Origin of the sequence: Sodalis glossinidius str. 'morsitans' (assembly GCF_000010085.1) — a bacterium.
Taxonomy (GTDB): Bacteria; Pseudomonadota; Gammaproteobacteria; order Enterobacterales; family Enterobacteriaceae; genus Sodalis; species Sodalis glossinidius.
This window is the reverse complement of sequence record NC_007712.1, coordinates 1,645,146-1,661,054: the sequence shown is the minus strand read 5'-3', so window position 1 is coordinate 1,661,054 and position 15,909 is coordinate 1,645,146. Positions and strand designations below refer to the sequence as shown.

The window sequence follows — 15,909 nt, the reverse complement described above, 5'->3', positions numbered from 1 at the left end:
CTGCGTGCAGACACAGGAAGACACCAAACTCTCAATAATGTTTCGTAAGAAATTATTAGCGGCAGTAGTAGGTGTCTGAATAACACTAATGAGGGTAGTAATAATGATAAAGCGCAATCTTTTTGCAGTGGTAATTCCGGCCTTATTGGCTGCCGGTGCCGCTAACGCGGCCGAAGTGTATAACAAAGATGGCAATAAATTAGACATCTACGGTAAGGCTGTCGGCCTGCACTACTTCTCCCACAGCGATAACAGCTACGGCGGTGACGGCGACCAGACTTATGCCCGTCTCGGCTTCAAAGGTGAAACTCAGATTACCGACCAGCTGACCGGTTTCGGCCAGTGGGAATACAACTTCCAGGGCAACAACTCCGAAAGCAACACCGACGCTCAGGACGGCAACAAAACCCGTCTGGCGTTCGCCGGTCTGAAATTCGGCGATGCCGGTTCATTCGACTACGGCCGTAACTACGGCGTAGTGTATGACGCTATCGGCTGGACCGACATGCTGCCGGAATTCGGCGGTGACTCTGGCTACAGCGACAACTTCATGATGGGTCGTACCACCGGCGTTGCTACCTACCGTAACACCAACTTCTTCGGCTTGGTAGACGGCTGGGATTTCGCAGTACAGTACCAGGGCAAGAACGATCGTGACGAAATCCGTCGTGCCAACGGCGACGGCTGGGGCGCGTCTACCAGCTACACCTCCCCCATCGGGGTTGGCATCGTTGGTGCTTATGCTTCATCCGACCGTACCGATGCACAGCAGAGCGCTTACTACGCTAACGGCAGCGAAAAAGCTCAGCAGTGGGCTGCCGGTCTGAAATATGACGCCAACAACGTTTACCTGGCTGCCATGTACGGTGAAACCCGTAACGCAACCTATATCACCAACCCCAACCTGCAGATCAATGGCGCTGATGCCACAGGTTTTGCTAACAAAACCCAGCTGATTGAATTGGTTGCTCAGTACCAATTCGACTTCGGTCTGCGTCCGTCTGTTGCCTACGTTCAGTCGAAAGGTAAAGACATAGAAGGCGTGGGTGATGTTAACCTGATCAAATACGTTGAAGTGGGCGCTACCTACTACTTCAACAAAAACATGTCCACCTATGTTGACTATATCATCAACCAGATTGATAGCGACAACGAGCTGGGCATCGGCAGCGGCGACACCGTTGCTCTGGGTCTGGTCTACCAGTTCTAATCCTTTTCCAGCCGCTTACAGCTGAAAGTCTGGATACTGAAGGCAGGGTTTATACCCTGCCTTCTTTTTTTATGGCCGCCGAAAAATGTGCGGCAAACGGTTGGCAAAGCGCGCTGGTAACGGTAACCTGATAACACTTTTCGCACACTGTGACGTTTTGGACACACTTCCCATGTTTGAATCTATTCCGGTCGCACCGGCGGACCCGATTCTCGGCCTGCTGGATGTCTTTCACGCCGACGATCGTCCCGGCAAAATCAACCTCGGTATCGGCGTTTACAAGGATGAAACCGGTAATACGCCGGTGCTGACCAGCGTAAAAAAAGCGGAAGCGCTGTTGCTGGAAAATGAAACCAGCAAAAACTATCTGGGTATCGACGGCCTCGCGGCCTTCGCCGCGGGCACGCAGCGCCTCCTGTTCGGGTCTGACAGCTCCCTTATCGCCGACGCGCGTGCGCGTAGCGCGCAAACTCCCGGCGGTACCGGTGCCCTGCGCGTGGCCGCGGATTTTCTGGCGCATAATACCGCCGTGCGCCGCGTTTGGGTAAGCAACCCCAGCTGGCCGAATCACAAGAACGTTTTCAGCGCCGCAGGACTGGAGGTGTGCCATTACGCCTACTATGACGCCGTTACGCATACGCTTGATTTCACGGCAATGCTGGCGAGCCTGAGTGAGGCACGGGCCGGCGATGTCGTCTTATTCCACGGCTGTTGCCATAATCCGACCGGTATTGATCCCAACCTGCAACAATGGCGCGAACTGGCCGCCCTGTCGGCCCGTCAGGGCTGGCTGCCGCTGTTCGATTTTGCCTATCAGGGTTTCGCCCACAGCCTGGAAGACGATGCGGCAGACTTGCGCATTTTCTGCGAAGCGCATCAGGAGCTCATCGTGTGTAGCTCTTATTCAAAGAATTTTGGTCTGTATAATGAACGCGTCGGCGCCTGTACCTTGATTGCGCCCGACAGCGCGGTTGCCGATCGCGCCTTCAGCCAGCTGAAGGCCATCATTCGCGCCAATTATTCCAATCCTCCGGCGCACGGTGCCGCCGTGGTTACCACCATTTTAGCCGACGACGTACTGCGCGCCATGTGGGAGCAAGAGCTTAGGGGTATGCGTGAACGGATCCAACGTATGCGCCAGCTGTTCGTCAATACACTTTTGGATAAAGGCGCGCAGCAGGACTTCAGCTTTATCAACCGGCAAAACGGTATGTTCTCTTTCAGCGGCCTGAACCAGGAACAGGTGCTGAGGTTGCGTGACCAGTCAGGCATCTATGTGGTGAATTCGGGCCGTATCAACGTAGCCGGAATGACGCCGGATAACATGGCGCCGCTGTGCGAGGCGATCGTGGCGGTGCTCTGACCACCGGGCGGCCTGTTCAAAGTAGCACGCCGCGGCGGCGGCGCATCCGTCAAGTGAGTCAACAGCACCCGGACGGGAGCCGGATCGGCACGCCCTCAATCCTGAATGCCCTCAGGCCAGAATCTTCAATAAAACCGTATTGCCCCGTTCCTCACCGCAGCATATCCCTACGTCAGTACGTCAATCTATTAGCAGGATAAAACATCAGAATAGAGAGCTATAGGCCCGCTGGCAGCATCAGCTACAGCGGGCAGCATCAAAAAATTTACTTTTGCCAGCTACTGCAAGAAGGGATTGGTCCGCCGCTCATGCCCTAACGTCGACATCGGGCCGTGGCCGGGCAAAAAGGCAATATCATCTGCCAGCGGCATAAGCTGATGATGAATCGATCGCATCAGCGTCGGCATATCGCCACCGGGCAGATCAGTGCGGCCAATGCCGCCATTGAACAACACGTCACCCATCAAAATGAACTTCGCGGCTTTATTCCAGAACACCACATGCCCCGGAGAATGGCCGGGACAATGCAGCACGTGGAACGACAGCTTACCGATGCTTAACGTGGCCCCGTCCGCCAGCCAGCGGTCAAGCGTCAACGGTGGGGTGGTCTCCACGCCGAACATTTGGCACTGTCCTGGCAAACTTGCCAACAGCGGTTCTTCGTCACGATGGGGACCAACAATGGGCACATCATAGAACGCCGCCAGCGAGCTGGCGGCACCGACATGATCCAGGTGGCCGTGGGTCAGCCAGATTTCTTTAACCGTCACCCCGAGCGTCGCCACTTCCTGACGCAGCCGTGGCGCTTCACCGCCGGGATCCACTAACGCCGCGTTACCGGTCTGCTCGCACCAAACCAAAGAACAATTCTGGCTAAACGCCGTTACCGGCATAATGTGATATTTCATACTCCATCCTGTCAGACCCTTTATCCCGATTATACGGCGAAACGGTGGTCATGTTGACAGGAATTGCGGCGTGTTACCAGGTGCGTTCTGGCCCCGTGTCGATATGAACAAAGTTACTGCGCGGATAATAACCCACGCCGCCCATGTGCAACTTCAGCGCCGCCTTGAGGATCAGGCTGAGCGGAGTGCCCTCAATATGGAAATCCATCGCTTTTCCCAGGGTATGGTAACTGTGCTTGGCCACGCCCTCGCTCTTGGCCCGCAGAGAATTATTGGTCTGCACGGTTCGGTAGCCGGAGATAAGCTGCACCGGTTTTCTGGTTTGCAGCACGGTTTGCAGACGATAAAGATGGTCGAACAGCTGGGGATCGATGGTGGTTATTTTGTTGGCGCGAAAATCACAGAAAAAATGATTTAACCGGCTCAACTCGCTTTGATCATAGCTTTTACCATTGAAAAATTCCGTTTTCAGCGTTTCACCAGTATGCAAATTATTCAAAGTAAGCATCCGAGGACGGGGCGTGAATAGCGTGGTGAAAGCGGTGCCGGGAAGCAGCGCCAGTCCGGCGGCAGCCGTACCGAACACCAGCAATTGGCGGCGTAAATGATTAATATGATCCATGGGCAAAGTAACCAATAGGCAGAGTTAATGAACAAATGCACAGTAGTGCACCGCCGGAACCATACACTCAAACGTCAGGATTTGCAAAAGCTTACAAAGTAGTCCATAAGCGCTTGCAACTCGCCGGCGGCAGTAGCTTATTGCAGCAGCCGTTGCGCTTGCGGCAAGCTCCTGGTGCCCTTCTGGGTGGGCGTATCATAATTGTAAATATCTGTGCGGAATTGTGGTTTACCGTCCTCTGCAACCCAGGCGGTCAGGTAGGACAGATTAACCGGAATCTGATGGCGAATCGGCACATAGGTGGTATTGCCCTGCTTTAACGTCGCGCTGACCCGCGCATCGCCCCAACCGGCATCCTGCAACAGCATGTTGGCCAACACGGCCGCCTTGTTCACCCGGACACAGCCCGAGCTGAACGCGCGCTGATCCTGATCGAACAAATTATGATTAGGCGTATCGTGCAGATAAATGGCATCCGAGCTGAGCATATTGAATTTATAGCGGCCCAATGCGTTTTTCGGTCCCGGCGCCTGCTGCAGACGGTATGGGAAATGATTGGGGGTCACGATATTCCAGTCAATGATGGCCGGGTTGATTACGGCAGCATCGCTGTTCCAGCCCGACAAGATGGTGAAGTCGTTACGCGGTAAATACCCCGGATCGCGCAGCGCTTTAGGCAAAATATCCTGGCGCATCAGCGACATTTTGCGGCTGGAACGACCGACGATCACCCGCGAGGATAACACCTCTGCTCCCTGCTGATAGTAAACAAGCGAGTAATTGGGAATATTCACCAGGATACCGGTATTGATCCGGTTATTGAGCAAACGTAAACGCTGGATATTTAGAGCCAGCAGCGTAACCCAGGTCTGCAGAGAGACGTTAAGCTAGTTACGCGTCTGGCGACCGATCACGCCATCAGCGCCCAGCCCCTGCCAGTTTTGAAAACGTTTCACCACCGCCACCAGGTCAGGCGAATACATTTTGTCCTGCACATCAACCGTGGCGACCACCGCCGGATCATCGCTGGAGGGCGTGAGCGTGAGCTCCGCGGCGGCGGGTCGTGGCTGACCAGTTGTGATGCGGGCGTATTGGCCGGCGCTGCATCCACCATCGGCAGCGGCGCGACATCACCCGGCTGGAGCATACCGGTGTGCTGCAAAATCTCGCGCAGCGCGGGAATGTCGTCTCTCAACTGACCAGGACGAAGGCTGGCGCTACCGGTTAACTGCGGCCAGGGATGATTGTCGGCCAGGATAGCTTTCAACGCCTGATGCATTTTGGAGTATTGGGGATGTTGCGGCACCAGGCCGCTGACAAAGGCGTCCAACCGACCGTCATTGAGGGCATTCTGCCAGCGATCGATCAGCACGCGCGGCGGCAACGCCAGCTGGTAGGGCGTATTGCCGTACAGCCATCTTTCACCGTTGGCGCCGACACCATTGGTAAATAGCATCGGCGACATCAGCGCACAGCTTTTACCGCTGCGTCTCAAAGCTAACCTCCCATGACGGTGTTCATAATGAAACAGAGGAGGACGATGAGCGTCTCTGTCATGCTGAGACGCAAAATTCCTCTCAATCCTCGTTTTCCCACTGCTTGGCGCTAACGTAGTCGGAATGCATGCCTCGATATTCCCAAAACCCATTGGACTCTCCAAACGGTGGGAAATCCCAATTATTCAAGTCAGGCTGGCCGTCTTTTTTGAGAGAAAAATAACCCTTACCCGCTTGAAAATATATAGAACCTTCTAAACCGTATTCATGCCAAGGCTTAGGATCACTGAAAACGCCCTGATGTTCCCCAACGAAGTACCAGGCTGAGTTTCGATAGTGGCCATGAGGATAACGCCATTGATCCTCACTCAGCCTGCCGCTTATCCTTAGCATGAAATATCATTTTGTTTCATCAAAATAAATGAAGCCAAGCTTTCCGTATTCTTGAAAGGTTTTTGGTTGCAAAAATGTACCTTGATTGCGCCCGCTGTTGAACCATTTGTCATTATCTTTACCGTCGGTCGGAAAAGCCCAACCGGGTTCGGTTGTCGCGCCCGCCTGTTTTAACACAAAATATCTTTGCTGCTCTTGAGAAAAATAGACATAGCCGACGTCCCCAGGCATATCAATAGATTTAGATCGCAAGAAAGTGCCATTGTTCTCCTTATATGACCCTAATTCACAGTAATCATTGACATTAGATCCTCTTTCAAATAGCCGATGATGATCCCCAGGACTACCTCTTTTCTTCACAGTGTAATACTTGACATCGTGTTTATAGACGGATCCGACTGTCCCATATTCATCCACGCTTTTGGGGTCCTCAGAAGTACCTGAATGGACGCCTGAAAATAACCAATAATGGTTACTCCGGTCTCCCGTTGGAAAAAACCAATCATGGTCCGAAGGACGGCCGAATTGCCTATAGATATAATAGCTATCATTAAGGTCATTGTAATAAATATCACCTTCATTGCCAGCATCCTCCCATCTTTTAGGATCACCAGGGGTACACGCGTGTTCGCTGATAAACTCCCAGTGGTCATTGTATAGTCCATCTCCAGCGTAATACCAGAGGTGATCCTCTGGGCGACCATAAGCTTTTAGTCTAAAATAACCATTATCTTGGTCATAATACACAGAGCCAGCCTGACCGCATTACGACCATGTTTTAGGCTGTTTAAGCGTTCCCTGATGCGTACCAGCATTCATCATCTTTTTCCTCAGAGGGAAAAGGCTTCAAAGCTGCTGCTGATGACACATCCGCCTTAAGAATAAAATAACTTTCTTTATCTGCTGAAAAATAAATATCTCCTCGATTGCCGCTATGCCGCTCTTTTTTAGGATCGCCGTAAGTTCCGGCATGTATTGACAAAAAGATGACATCATCAGATTCACCCTGCTGCGGACACCGCCAGCGACCGGCTTCGGGGCTGCTGGTATTTCTTGCTAAATAGTATCTACCGAAACAATGATAAATCGACCCTATCTTGCCATATTCATACTCATCTTTTGGATCCTCAAACGTGCCTTGATGTTCACTGGCATCGAACCAATATTCGTTATCTTTTTGCGCCGAAGGCAAAGGCCAATCATGCAGCGCTGGAACACAATTTTTTTAGCGATATAATACCGGCCCTCTACATGCGAGAAATAAACATCCCCCACCTTTCCGGGATCGCCAAAATGTTTGGCATCGCTAAATGTCCCTGCTCGTTCGGTTAAAAATTGCCAAAAGTGGTTCGACTGGCCCCTAGCGGGATAATCCCAATGCTCTGCAACGGGGTGTCCTTCCTTCATCAAAACATAATAGCCAAAATCATTGCGATAAATAGAACCTACTTTGCCGTATTCGTTCCCGATTTTAGAGTTAGCCAATATCCCCTTATACGTGCCGGCAAAAATATAGTTATCATCGTCTTTAAATTGTGCGGGGAATAACCATCCAGACTCGGATAGATTGCCATCCCGTTTAAGTGCAAAATAAACCCGTTGCCAGGGTGAGAAGTAGATATTGCCTTTAACACCATACTCGGTTTCTTTTCTAGGATGGGTGAATATACCTTGCTGTAACCCTACTGGCTGCCAGTAATCGTTTGATTTCCTATAAGGAGGGAATGCCCAATTATGTTCAGATGGCCTACCCTGCTGAGGAAGAAAATAAGGCCTCTTATTCCTCCACGAGGTGGGGCGCAATATTGGCCAGACCGATACCATGAGCGTAACTACGCCGTTGCGAATCAGCGTCTAAGCGGCAGTAACGATGTATGGAAAAAGCAAGTGGGCTATCATCGACGCTCAGTGGCTGAAACAGCTATATTCCGGTTCAAAACGCTTATGGGCGATCATCTAAGTCTGCGTGACTATGATGCGCAGGTAGGTGAGACAATCGCGATGGTCAAAGCGCTTAACAAAATGACGCTGTTAGGAATGCCGAACAGCATCCGGATCGCATCACAATCGATCTGCTAGGGGGGCGTAGTCATACAAGTTCTGATTTATTCAACAAAGCCCTGCCCATTATTAGAAATAATACAAAATAGCATTGCTATGAAATTAGTCGCCAGAAAAGGAGTAAGCTTTTGGATTTCCGCTTGTATGACAAATAAAAAGTAAGCGTGGGCTGAAATGTCTGAAGGGGCTACCTAGTATTCAAAATAGATAAACCTAGAACGTCTTATTGATAATGGTATGCCGGAGAAGGGTAGGTTTTAGCAAATTGGCATTCAGCGCCAACGTGCCGCTTGCTCAAACATAGCGTATTCGCGTGCCGCGCCGATGACCTGATGATCTTTTATAAGCGGCTAGATGCGCTAAACGCCTTAAGCGACTTACCCACTCACATCACCATATGGGCGAAAACATCTCACGCCCCGCACTAGACAACGTTAAGCCATTAGACCAAGCTAAAAACAGGCAAGATATAATATCCTCGCCTGTCTGGCTATTTATTGGCCCCGCATTTCACCGCGACGACAAGTTATTCCTTAACCCGGGGCGGACACCTTAACCGGCCTAGCTGTCGGTCTCGGTCAAGGCCGTTGACGGCGGCGCAGCCTGCTCGGTACCAAAGCCGAGCAGCCCGACCACGTGCACATGTTCCTGATTATTGAATACCTTACGCACCAGTTTATACGTCGTCCCTTTCTCCGGACTGATATTTTCCGGCGCGGCGATAATAAGCTGCATCTGCAACCGGTCGCAGAGCTCGAACAGCGTGGCGATGGATTTGGCATCCAGCCGCGCCGCCTCATCGAGGAATAACAACCGGCACGGCGAAATATCTTTGCCACGCAACCGGCTGGACTCCTCTTCCCAGCTTTGCACCACAATCACCAGAATCGACATACCGGTACCGATGGCTTCGCCGGTGGACAACGCCCCGCTCTCTGCGCGTAACCAGCCATCGGCGCCGCGGTTGACCTCCACTTCTATTTCCAGATAGTTGCGGTAATCCAGCAACTCCTCGCCGACCGTCTGCGGCGTGCGCTGCCGCAGATCGATTTGCGGGTTCAGCCGCTGATACAGCTTGGCCAACGCTTCGGAAAACGTCAGGCGCTGGCTACTGAACAGATCCTGATGTTGTTCCTGCTGTTCGCTCAACACATCCAGCAGCGTCGCATGGGCTTCGCGCACGCTGACGTTCAGGCGCACGCTCTTCACCTGGCCGAAACTGACCGCCTGCAGTCCCTGATTGAGCATCCGGATACGATTTTGCTCGCGCTGGATGGTTTTGCGGATAATGTTGGCCACGCTTTTGGAACTGATGGCCAGCTTTTGCTCGCGGGCGGTCAACTCTTCCGTCAGGCGATTGAGCTCGATTTCCATTTGCTCGATAGCTTCGACCGGGTCGTCGGTGCGAATAATATCCTGGCGGATACGCTCGCGCAGATGCTGGTAAACGGCAATGAAAAACTGGATTTTGCGCTCCGGCCGCTTGAGATCTTCCGACAACCGCAGTACATCGCGCAGGTGCTCATTGTCCGCCACCGCCAGACGCAGCGCCCCCAGCGCTTTATCCGACATAGAACGCAGATCTTCCGCTTCCATGTAAGCCAGTTCGCGGCGGTGCAGGCGGCGCTCGACGCCATTTTCCTTGACCAGACGCAGCACCGAGCACCAACCGGCCTTGGCGCTGACCACTTGCTCGCGGGTCTGATAATAATCGCGTTCCAGCTTGCGCAATTTCTTTTGCAAGGCATCCATTTCCGCCTCGCAGAACGTCAGCTGTTTTTCCAACTGATTACGGCGACCGCGGTTCTGGCTCAGGGCCATGTGCAGTTGATCCCGGCGCTCGCGGGCGCGCGCTTCCGCATTGGCGTCAACCTGCACTCCGATGTCGTGCAGCTCCTGCATCAGCTCTTTCAGCATATCCTGCTTGGCGTCATAGGAGCTCTTCAGCGATGCCTGCACCTGGCTAAACTGCGTAAGCTGGGCCTGATGGGCGTGCAGCGCATCGCGCGCCTGGCTACGTTCAGCTTCCGCCCGTTCCAGGCGCTGACGCAGTTTATCGTTCAGATCGGTATTTTCACTCAGCATGCCGGCGGAATCGGAATAGCTGAAGTGAGTGCGACGTTGCACCACTTCCGTCAGGGCGAAGGCCTGTTGCCGCACCTGACGCTGGGTCTGCTGAGCCTGTTCGTAGTCGGCGCGCAGTTGTTCGTGCTGCTCGGGGTCGCTTTGCAGCACCGCCACCAGCGGCTCCAGCTGATCCAGCGCCTTTTGGTGCTGACTTAAATAGCGCGCCGCCTCCTGAGCATCATGCCAATCGGCCTGCACCGTTTCCAGCCGGTCTTGCAGGGTGTCATCCAGCAGTACGCCCAGCCGGGGGATAAGCCGATTAAGCAGTTGCAGTCCTTCGCGCGCCTGATCGTAGTGCTGCCGGCTTTGCTGATTCTGTCCGTGGTGATCGCTGAGCTCACGTTCAAGCTCACCGCGCCGGCCGTTTAACGTGCGCATCTCCGCTTCCGGATCCGGCTCAAACGCTACCGCCAGGTGAGCGCCGATAAAACGGCTGAACGCCTGATGCTGACGCTGGATTTTTTGCACGTCAAACGACAGCGTAGCGTAGCGTTCCGCCAGCACGTCCCGCTCGGCGCTGAGGTTTTCCAACCGGCTTTCGCGCGCGGCGCGGCCAAACAGCGGCACCGCGGGAAAGCGCGAGTAACGCCACTGCCGGTCCGCCACTTTGACCAATACCGCGCCTTCCAGCTCTTCCACGCCAAACACGTTGTCGTCAAATGACTGCGGATCCCCTTCAATCAGATAGAGATCATCCGGGCAATCTTCCAACCCGTCCAATTGTTCCCGCACCCGCGACAAATCCGGGACGACAATCGCGTGGTGGGACGGGCCGTACAGCGCCGAGAAATACGGCGCGTTGTCAAGCGTAACGTCGTCATAGATTTCCGACAGCAGCACACCGCCAAAGCGTTCGGCCAGCGTTGTCAAGCGGGCGTCATCGGTTCCCCCCGGCTGGCTGAGGCGCTCAATCTGCGCTTCGATGCACCGCTTGCGTCCCGCGACCTCGTCGCGTTCCACGGTGGTTTCCCGCTCGCGCTCCAGCAAGAGCTGCATGGTATCCGTCACCTGACGACTGCTGGTCAACGCTTCGCCGCTTTGCTCGCTCAGTGCCGTTAAGGCATCCTGCGCCGCCAGCCAGGCCAGCGCACGCGCGGTGAGCTGTTCAATACGGGCGGTCACCTGCTCCAGCGTCTGGCGCAGCGCGAGGCGACGTTCGCCGGCCTCGGACACCGTCGCCGACAGCGTTTCGACCCGCGCCTCCAGCTCCTGCTGCACCACGTCGAGCTCCTCAGGGGGATAATCCTGACCCATGCGCTGGCAGAATTCCTGCAACAGCCGTTCGGCGTCTTGCTGCTCGCGCAGCCGTTGTTCCAGCTCATTGAGCTGACTGCGCAACGCCTGCAGCCGCTCCGCCTGATGACGTTGCGACGCGGCGTCACGAATCAGTTCCCGAGCCGTTTGCCAGGCGTCGCTGCGGCTGACCTGGCCGGCAATTTTTACCACCAACCCGTAGGCCTGTTCAAAACGGCTGCTGGCCGCCTCGGCAATATTCAGTTTTTGCTCAAAACCCAGCAGACGCTCGGTGGCTTCCTGTTCGCGCTCTTTGTATATGGCCAACGTCGGCGCGGCGTCTTCCCATGTCATCGCCGGAAGCGAGCACAGTTCGCGGGCGCGATCCAACGCTTGCAGCGCCTGCTGGAATTGGATGGCGCGCGTTTGTTGCACATCCAGCGCCTGCTGGTAGTCAGCCAGCTGGCTTTTTAGTTCATCTACCTCAAGCTCGGCCGCCTCCAGCCGCGCTTCGTTCTCCTGCTGCTGCTCGGCGGACTGGGCCACCACCTCATTTTGTTCTTCCAGCCGGAAGGCCAGCTCCTCCAGATCCTCCTGGTAGCGGCCGATTTTTTCCTGCTGACGCATCGCGGTTTGCACCAGATTAAGATGATCGCTGGCGGCCTGATAATCGGTTTCCAAATCAGACTCGCCACCGCTGATTTCCGCCAGTTCCCGGGCCATATCGACGTGACGATACTGTTCGGAGGCCAATTGCTTGCGGCTGCCGAACACGTCCCGGCGCAGGGTCAGGGCATCGTCCAGATGCAGACGCCGTTCGTTGGCGTGGCGCATATAATCCGCCGCCACGTAGGCGGTCGCTTCGGAAATCAGATGCTTGAATAAATCCCGATCCGATTGGGTCACGCGGATCGCCTCAAGCGTCAGGCGGTTTTCGCGCAGCGCCGCTTCCATGTCCTGAAACGCTTTTCGTACCCCGCTGTTTTCCGGCAGCAGGTAGTCGCGCAGCGATCGGGTAATCGCGCTGGAAATACCGCCGTACAGCGATGCCTCGATGAGGCGATAGTATTTGCTGCGATCCGCGCTGGAACGCAGCCGGCGCGGTACGACGCCCAAATCGAACATCAGCGAGTGATAATCGGTGATGGAATTGAACTGTTTGAACAGTACTCCCTCGATCGCCTCGACCCGCTCTTTCAGCTCCTGCAGCGGTAACACCCGCGCCTGACGATCGCCCATCGTCATCGTCAGGATCTCGGTGGGGGTCACTTTGACCGGCAGCCCCTGGATCATGAACGGTTTGATGTCCACTTTGCGATCGCGGCCGGCTATCTGCTGCAGGCGAACACCCACCAGCACGCGCTGGTGGCGGGAGTTGACGACTTCCAGCGCCGAATAGCACACCCCGGCGCGCAGTTTCCCGTGCAGCCCTTTATCCCGCGAGCCGCTGGTGGCGCCGGCTTCGGTGGTGTTGCGGAAATGCAGCAGGGTCAAATCCGGAATGAGGGCGGTGATAAATGCCGCCATGGTAGTGGATTTCCCCGCGCCGTTACCGCCGGACAGGGTGGTGACCAACGCATCCAAATCAAACGTCCGGGCGAAAAAGCCGTTCCAGTTGACCAGCGTCAGTGAGCGGAATTTGCCGCGTTCAATCATGCCTGTTCATCCTCGGGGCCCTCCACGCTTTCGCCGGCGAGCGCCTCGTTTTCATCGTTATCATCCTGTTCATCGCCGCGCGACAGGGCATTTTCCAGCGGCATCGCTTCGCCGTCGCGAATCATCCGCAGTTGCGCTTCGCGCGCATCATCGCCGGCGCGCACGTCGGCGCCGAAGCGGAATACGGATTCGGTAATGCGGAACTTGCTGGCGTCGTTGCCCATAAACCAGACCATGCCCAACCGGCGCAGACGGTGAAGGGAGGCGCGCACTTTCTCCTGCAGCTTCTGCCTGTCCAAATCCGAGCCGGTAGAGCGTTGATTCACCAGTTTCAGCAGCTTGTTCTCATCGGCCAGGCTCAGCAGTTCGTCGTACAGTTCCTGCTGACTGAAAATGCCCTCGTGTGCCAGCCGTTCTGGACTAAGGTACAGATAACACAAAATTTTGCCGACCATCATATCCAGAGCCGACAGCACCGAACGAGGAATCAGAGTAGTGGAACGCGGGCGCAGATAGAAAAAGCCTTCCGGCGCGCGCAGCAGCTCCACGTTATAACGGCGGTAAAAGCCCTCCAGCTCTTCCTGGAAATCCATCAGGAAAGCATGATTATCCAGCTCCTCAATGCCTATGTGGCGGCCGGAGCGCAGTTGACTGTCCAGCGCCGGAAACAAAGGGTTGGACAGCGCTTTCGCCAGTTTTACTGGCAAACTTTCTTCAATACTCATCAATGACATGGGCCTGTACCTTAGCGCCAAAATCGTTGATTACCTGCCAGTGTGCGGGTAACCCTGTAAAATCTGACCGGGCCACGCCCAGGCGCACCGCCTGGTCGACCACGATGAGTGCCACATCGAAATGGCGCGCGCGCGGATACCGCGCCAGGTAATCGCGCATCACGGCGCCGAGGTCGAGCGGCAATTGCTGCTGTTTGTACACCCCTAGCGCCTCATCCACCAGCGCCGCAATGTACTCGCGGATCTCGTTGAATTCTTCATATTCCATATCCGGCGGCAGTTCGCCGGTCACTTCGTCATTGCGCAGCGCCAGCTCTTCATCGCGCAGGTCCATCAGCCGATCGGCGTCGGCATAGGTCAGTGCCCAGGAGGCGTCAAAATAATTTTGCACCGACTGGCGCAGGCGCTGGGCGAAGACGCGATTCTTATCCATGTCGATGGCTGTACGGATAAAACGGTGTACGTGGCGGTCATAACCGATCCACAGATCGATCGTCTGTTGGCCCCAGCTGATAATCCGATCCAGTTTGTTTTGCAGATCCAGCACCAGCTTATCGACGAACTGCAATTCGTCATGGTTGAGCGTCGCATCCTGAATACGCAGCAAATTGGCCTGCAGCTTATCCCCCGCCGCTTCCAGGGTATCTTGCAGTTCACGCAGCGTGCCGGAGGTTTCCGATAACAGCAGTTCGCAGCTGGAGATGGCGGCCCGCCAGTCCTGATTAAGCAGTGCGGCAATATCCTGTTTTACCCCTTGCTGCTGTTCATCCATGATGCGCTGGGTCATATCGATGCTGTCGAAAATTTCCGCCACGGAATATTTCAGCGGCACAAAGACATGCCGGTGCCAGTGGAATTCGTCGCCGTCTTCTTCCGCCGCGTCCGCCGCCCGCTTCAATTCCTGCGCAACAATGGACAACTGGACCGACAGCCGCAGCGTGGAGAATTCGCGCTGGCGAATATAATAATCGCTGATTCCGATACCGAGCGGCGTCAAGCGGTAAATGGAGTTACCCTCCGCCAGCTCGCTGGTGAAACGATTAAGAAGACGCTGACGCACCAGATCGTTGATGGCATTGTTAGCACGTACCGTCACAGTTTCCTGGGTCTGTTCAAACCCTTCACTCACATAACGGAACGCATCCACCAGTTCGCCTTCGCTCATTTCACCGTCCATCCGCTCGCTATTGAGCGTGGCGATGGCCAGAACAAAGGCCAGCCTGTCGATAGGCAGCGAGAGTGAAAAATCATTTTTCCGGGCCCAGGCGACCAGTTCCGGTACAGTCTGGGAAAATTCGCTCATAATGCGTCCTTCAGGGTGGGTTTATGCGCCATCACGTGGATATAACGCCCCATACTGATAAATGGCTCATGCCGACAATAGCGCTGTTCCATCTCCAGCATTGAGGTAAATTCATCCTGTTGTTGCTGTTTATTCTGCAGATAATAATGAAACACCCGTACGCTGCTTTTGCCTATTGGGGCCAGTCCCATTTTTTCCAGTCAGCGGGATCACAGGGATGGTCAGGCATTAGAGATCGCTTTTTCCTTTTCGGCATACCGGCCGCGACAAAAGCCATATTGCCCAGCAGCATATTGCGTATCACCAGGCCGTGTTTATTGTAAAACATTAATGACAACGCGCCATCCCCGGCCAGACACTGATTAAGTATTTGCAATAATGCTTCGGGCTGCGCGACCCATTCCAGTACCGCATGACACAATATCAGATCGGCGTGCCTTTCCAAATGCGTACCGATATCCTGAATCGCACTCTGTACGCAGCGAAAGCGCTGCTCGACGCCCAGCGTTTTCGCCTGCTGTTGCGCGCGATGTATCATTTGCGCCGAAAGATCGCACAACACCACATCGTGCCCCAGCGTCGCCAGTTGCGCGGCGATACGCCCTTCGCCGCCGCCGGCGTCCAATATGCAAAGCGGCCTCTGGGGCAAATGCGCCAGTAACGTCTGGAGATCCTGCCATAATACCGCCTGACGGATCTTTCCTTTAGTGGTGCCGTAAATATTACGGGCGAATTTGTCGGCGATATCGTCGAAATTGCGATCCTGTATCATGAAAGACTCAGGTCGGCCACGGCGCTATAAG

The 15,909-nt window shown here is 54.7% G+C and carries 11 protein-coding genes and 3 pseudogenes; 3 read left to right on the top strand and 11 right to left on the bottom strand.

The window, feature by feature from the left end; translation table 11 throughout:
* Positions 1-103 precede the first annotated feature (103 nt).
* Positions 104-1,210 carry a porin OmpF gene (gene ompF, locus SGP1_RS08615; RefSeq protein ID WP_011410868.1) on the top strand — a complete coding sequence of 369 codons (1,107 nt, stop codon included), beginning with the start codon at positions 104-106 and terminating at the stop codon, positions 1,208-1,210.
* A gap of 172 nt (positions 1,211-1,382) precedes the next feature.
* Positions 1,383-2,573, top strand: coding sequence for an amino acid aminotransferase (locus SGP1_RS08610; RefSeq protein ID WP_011410867.1), 1,191 nt, complete (start codon positions 1,383-1,385; stop codon positions 2,571-2,573).
* Between the two features lie 278 nt (positions 2,574-2,851).
* Here the strand turns inward: SGP1_RS08610 and SGP1_RS08605 are convergent, their stop codons facing one another.
* The 7 genes and pseudogenes from SGP1_RS08605 to SGP1_RS29420 form a co-directional block, all read right to left on the bottom strand.
* Positions 2,852-3,481, bottom strand: coding sequence for an MBL fold metallo-hydrolase (locus SGP1_RS08605; protein ID WP_011410866.1), 630 nt, complete (start codon positions 3,479-3,481; stop codon positions 2,852-2,854).
* A gap of 73 nt (positions 3,482-3,554) precedes the next feature.
* Positions 3,555-4,103, bottom strand: coding sequence for a YcbK family protein (locus SGP1_RS08600; RefSeq protein ID WP_011410865.1), 549 nt, complete (start codon positions 4,101-4,103; stop codon positions 3,555-3,557).
* A 137-nt stretch (positions 4,104-4,240) separates the two neighbouring features.
* A pseudogene (gene ldtD, locus SGP1_RS26965) lies at positions 4,241-5,580 on the bottom strand (L,D-transpeptidase); the annotation flags it as partial.
* A 100-nt stretch (positions 5,581-5,680) separates the two neighbouring features.
* On the bottom strand, positions 5,681-5,992 hold the full coding sequence (locus SGP1_RS31150) for a hypothetical protein (protein ID WP_041866789.1): 312 nt from the start codon (positions 5,990-5,992) through the stop codon (positions 5,681-5,683).
* 6 nt (positions 5,993-5,998) lie between these two features.
* Positions 5,999-6,739, bottom strand: a complete 741-nt coding sequence (locus SGP1_RS29430; protein WP_148203435.1) for a hypothetical protein — start codon at positions 6,737-6,739, stop codon at positions 5,999-6,001.
* A 40-nt stretch (positions 6,740-6,779) separates the two neighbouring features.
* Positions 6,780-7,184 carry a hypothetical protein gene (locus SGP1_RS29425; protein ID WP_148203434.1) on the bottom strand — a complete coding sequence of 135 codons (405 nt, stop codon included), beginning with the start codon at positions 7,182-7,184 and terminating at the stop codon, positions 6,780-6,782.
* Positions 7,085-7,477, bottom strand: coding sequence for a hypothetical protein (locus tag SGP1_RS29420; RefSeq protein WP_148203433.1), 393 nt, complete (start codon positions 7,475-7,477; stop codon positions 7,085-7,087). Before SGP1_RS29420 ends, SGP1_RS29425 begins: the two co-directional genes overlap by 100 nt.
* A gap of 267 nt (positions 7,478-7,744) precedes the next feature.
* On the opposite strand from SGP1_RS29420, the pseudogene SGP1_RS29415 reads away from it, so the two are divergent.
* Positions 7,745-8,071: pseudogene (locus SGP1_RS29415) on the top strand (IS5/IS1182 family transposase); the annotation flags it as partial.
* A gap of 543 nt (positions 8,072-8,614) precedes the next feature.
* On the opposite strand, the gene mukB reads toward SGP1_RS29415, so the two are convergent.
* The 4 genes and pseudogenes from mukB to cmoM form a co-directional block, all read right to left on the bottom strand.
* Positions 8,615-13,069, bottom strand: coding sequence for a chromosome partition protein MukB (gene mukB, locus SGP1_RS08565; protein WP_011410864.1), 4,455 nt, complete (start codon positions 13,067-13,069; stop codon positions 8,615-8,617).
* Positions 13,066-13,803 carry a chromosome partition protein MukE gene (gene mukE, locus SGP1_RS08560; protein ID WP_041866784.1) on the bottom strand — a complete coding sequence of 246 codons (738 nt, stop codon included), beginning with the start codon at positions 13,801-13,803 and terminating at the stop codon, positions 13,066-13,068. Before mukE ends, mukB begins: the two co-directional genes overlap by 4 nt.
* A complete protein-coding gene (gene mukF, locus SGP1_RS08555) occupies positions 13,784-15,106 on the bottom strand; it encodes a chromosome partition protein MukF (RefSeq protein WP_011410862.1) in 1,323 nt (440 codons plus the stop codon). The genes mukE and mukF overlap by 20 nt, the downstream gene beginning before the upstream one ends.
* Positions 15,103-15,875, bottom strand: a pseudogene (gene cmoM, locus SGP1_RS08545) (tRNA uridine 5-oxyacetic acid(34) methyltransferase CmoM). Before cmoM ends, mukF begins: the two are co-directional and overlap by 4 nt.
* Between the last annotated feature and the right edge of the window lie 34 nt (positions 15,876-15,909).

Excerpts from the sequence above, each read along its gene's own strand:
- ompF (WP_011410868.1), top strand. The coding sequence starts at position 104 with ATGATAAAGCGCAATCTTTTTGCAGTGGTAATTCCGGCCTTATTGGCT.
- SGP1_RS08610 (WP_011410867.1), top strand. The coding sequence starts at position 1,383 with ATGTTTGAATCTATTCCGGTCGCACCGGCGGACCCGATTCTCGGCCTG.
- SGP1_RS08605 (WP_011410866.1), bottom strand. The coding sequence starts at position 3,481 with ATGAAATATCACATTATGCCGGTAACGGCGTTTAGCCAGAATTGTTCT.
- SGP1_RS08600 (WP_011410865.1), bottom strand. The coding sequence starts at position 4,103 with ATGGATCATATTAATCATTTACGCCGCCAATTGCTGGTGTTCGGTACG.
- SGP1_RS31150 (WP_041866789.1), bottom strand. The coding sequence starts at position 5,992 with ATGCTAAGGATAAGCGGCAGGCTGAGTGAGGATCAATGGCGTTATCCT.
- mukB (WP_011410864.1), bottom strand. The coding sequence starts at position 13,069 with ATGATTGAACGCGGCAAATTCCGCTCACTGACGCTGGTCAACTGGAAC.
- mukE (WP_041866784.1), bottom strand. The coding sequence starts at position 13,803 with ATGTCATTGATGAGTATTGAAGAAAGTTTGCCAGTAAAACTGGCGAAA.
- mukF (WP_011410862.1), bottom strand. The coding sequence starts at position 15,106 with ATGAGCGAATTTTCCCAGACTGTACCGGAACTGGTCGCCTGGGCCCGG.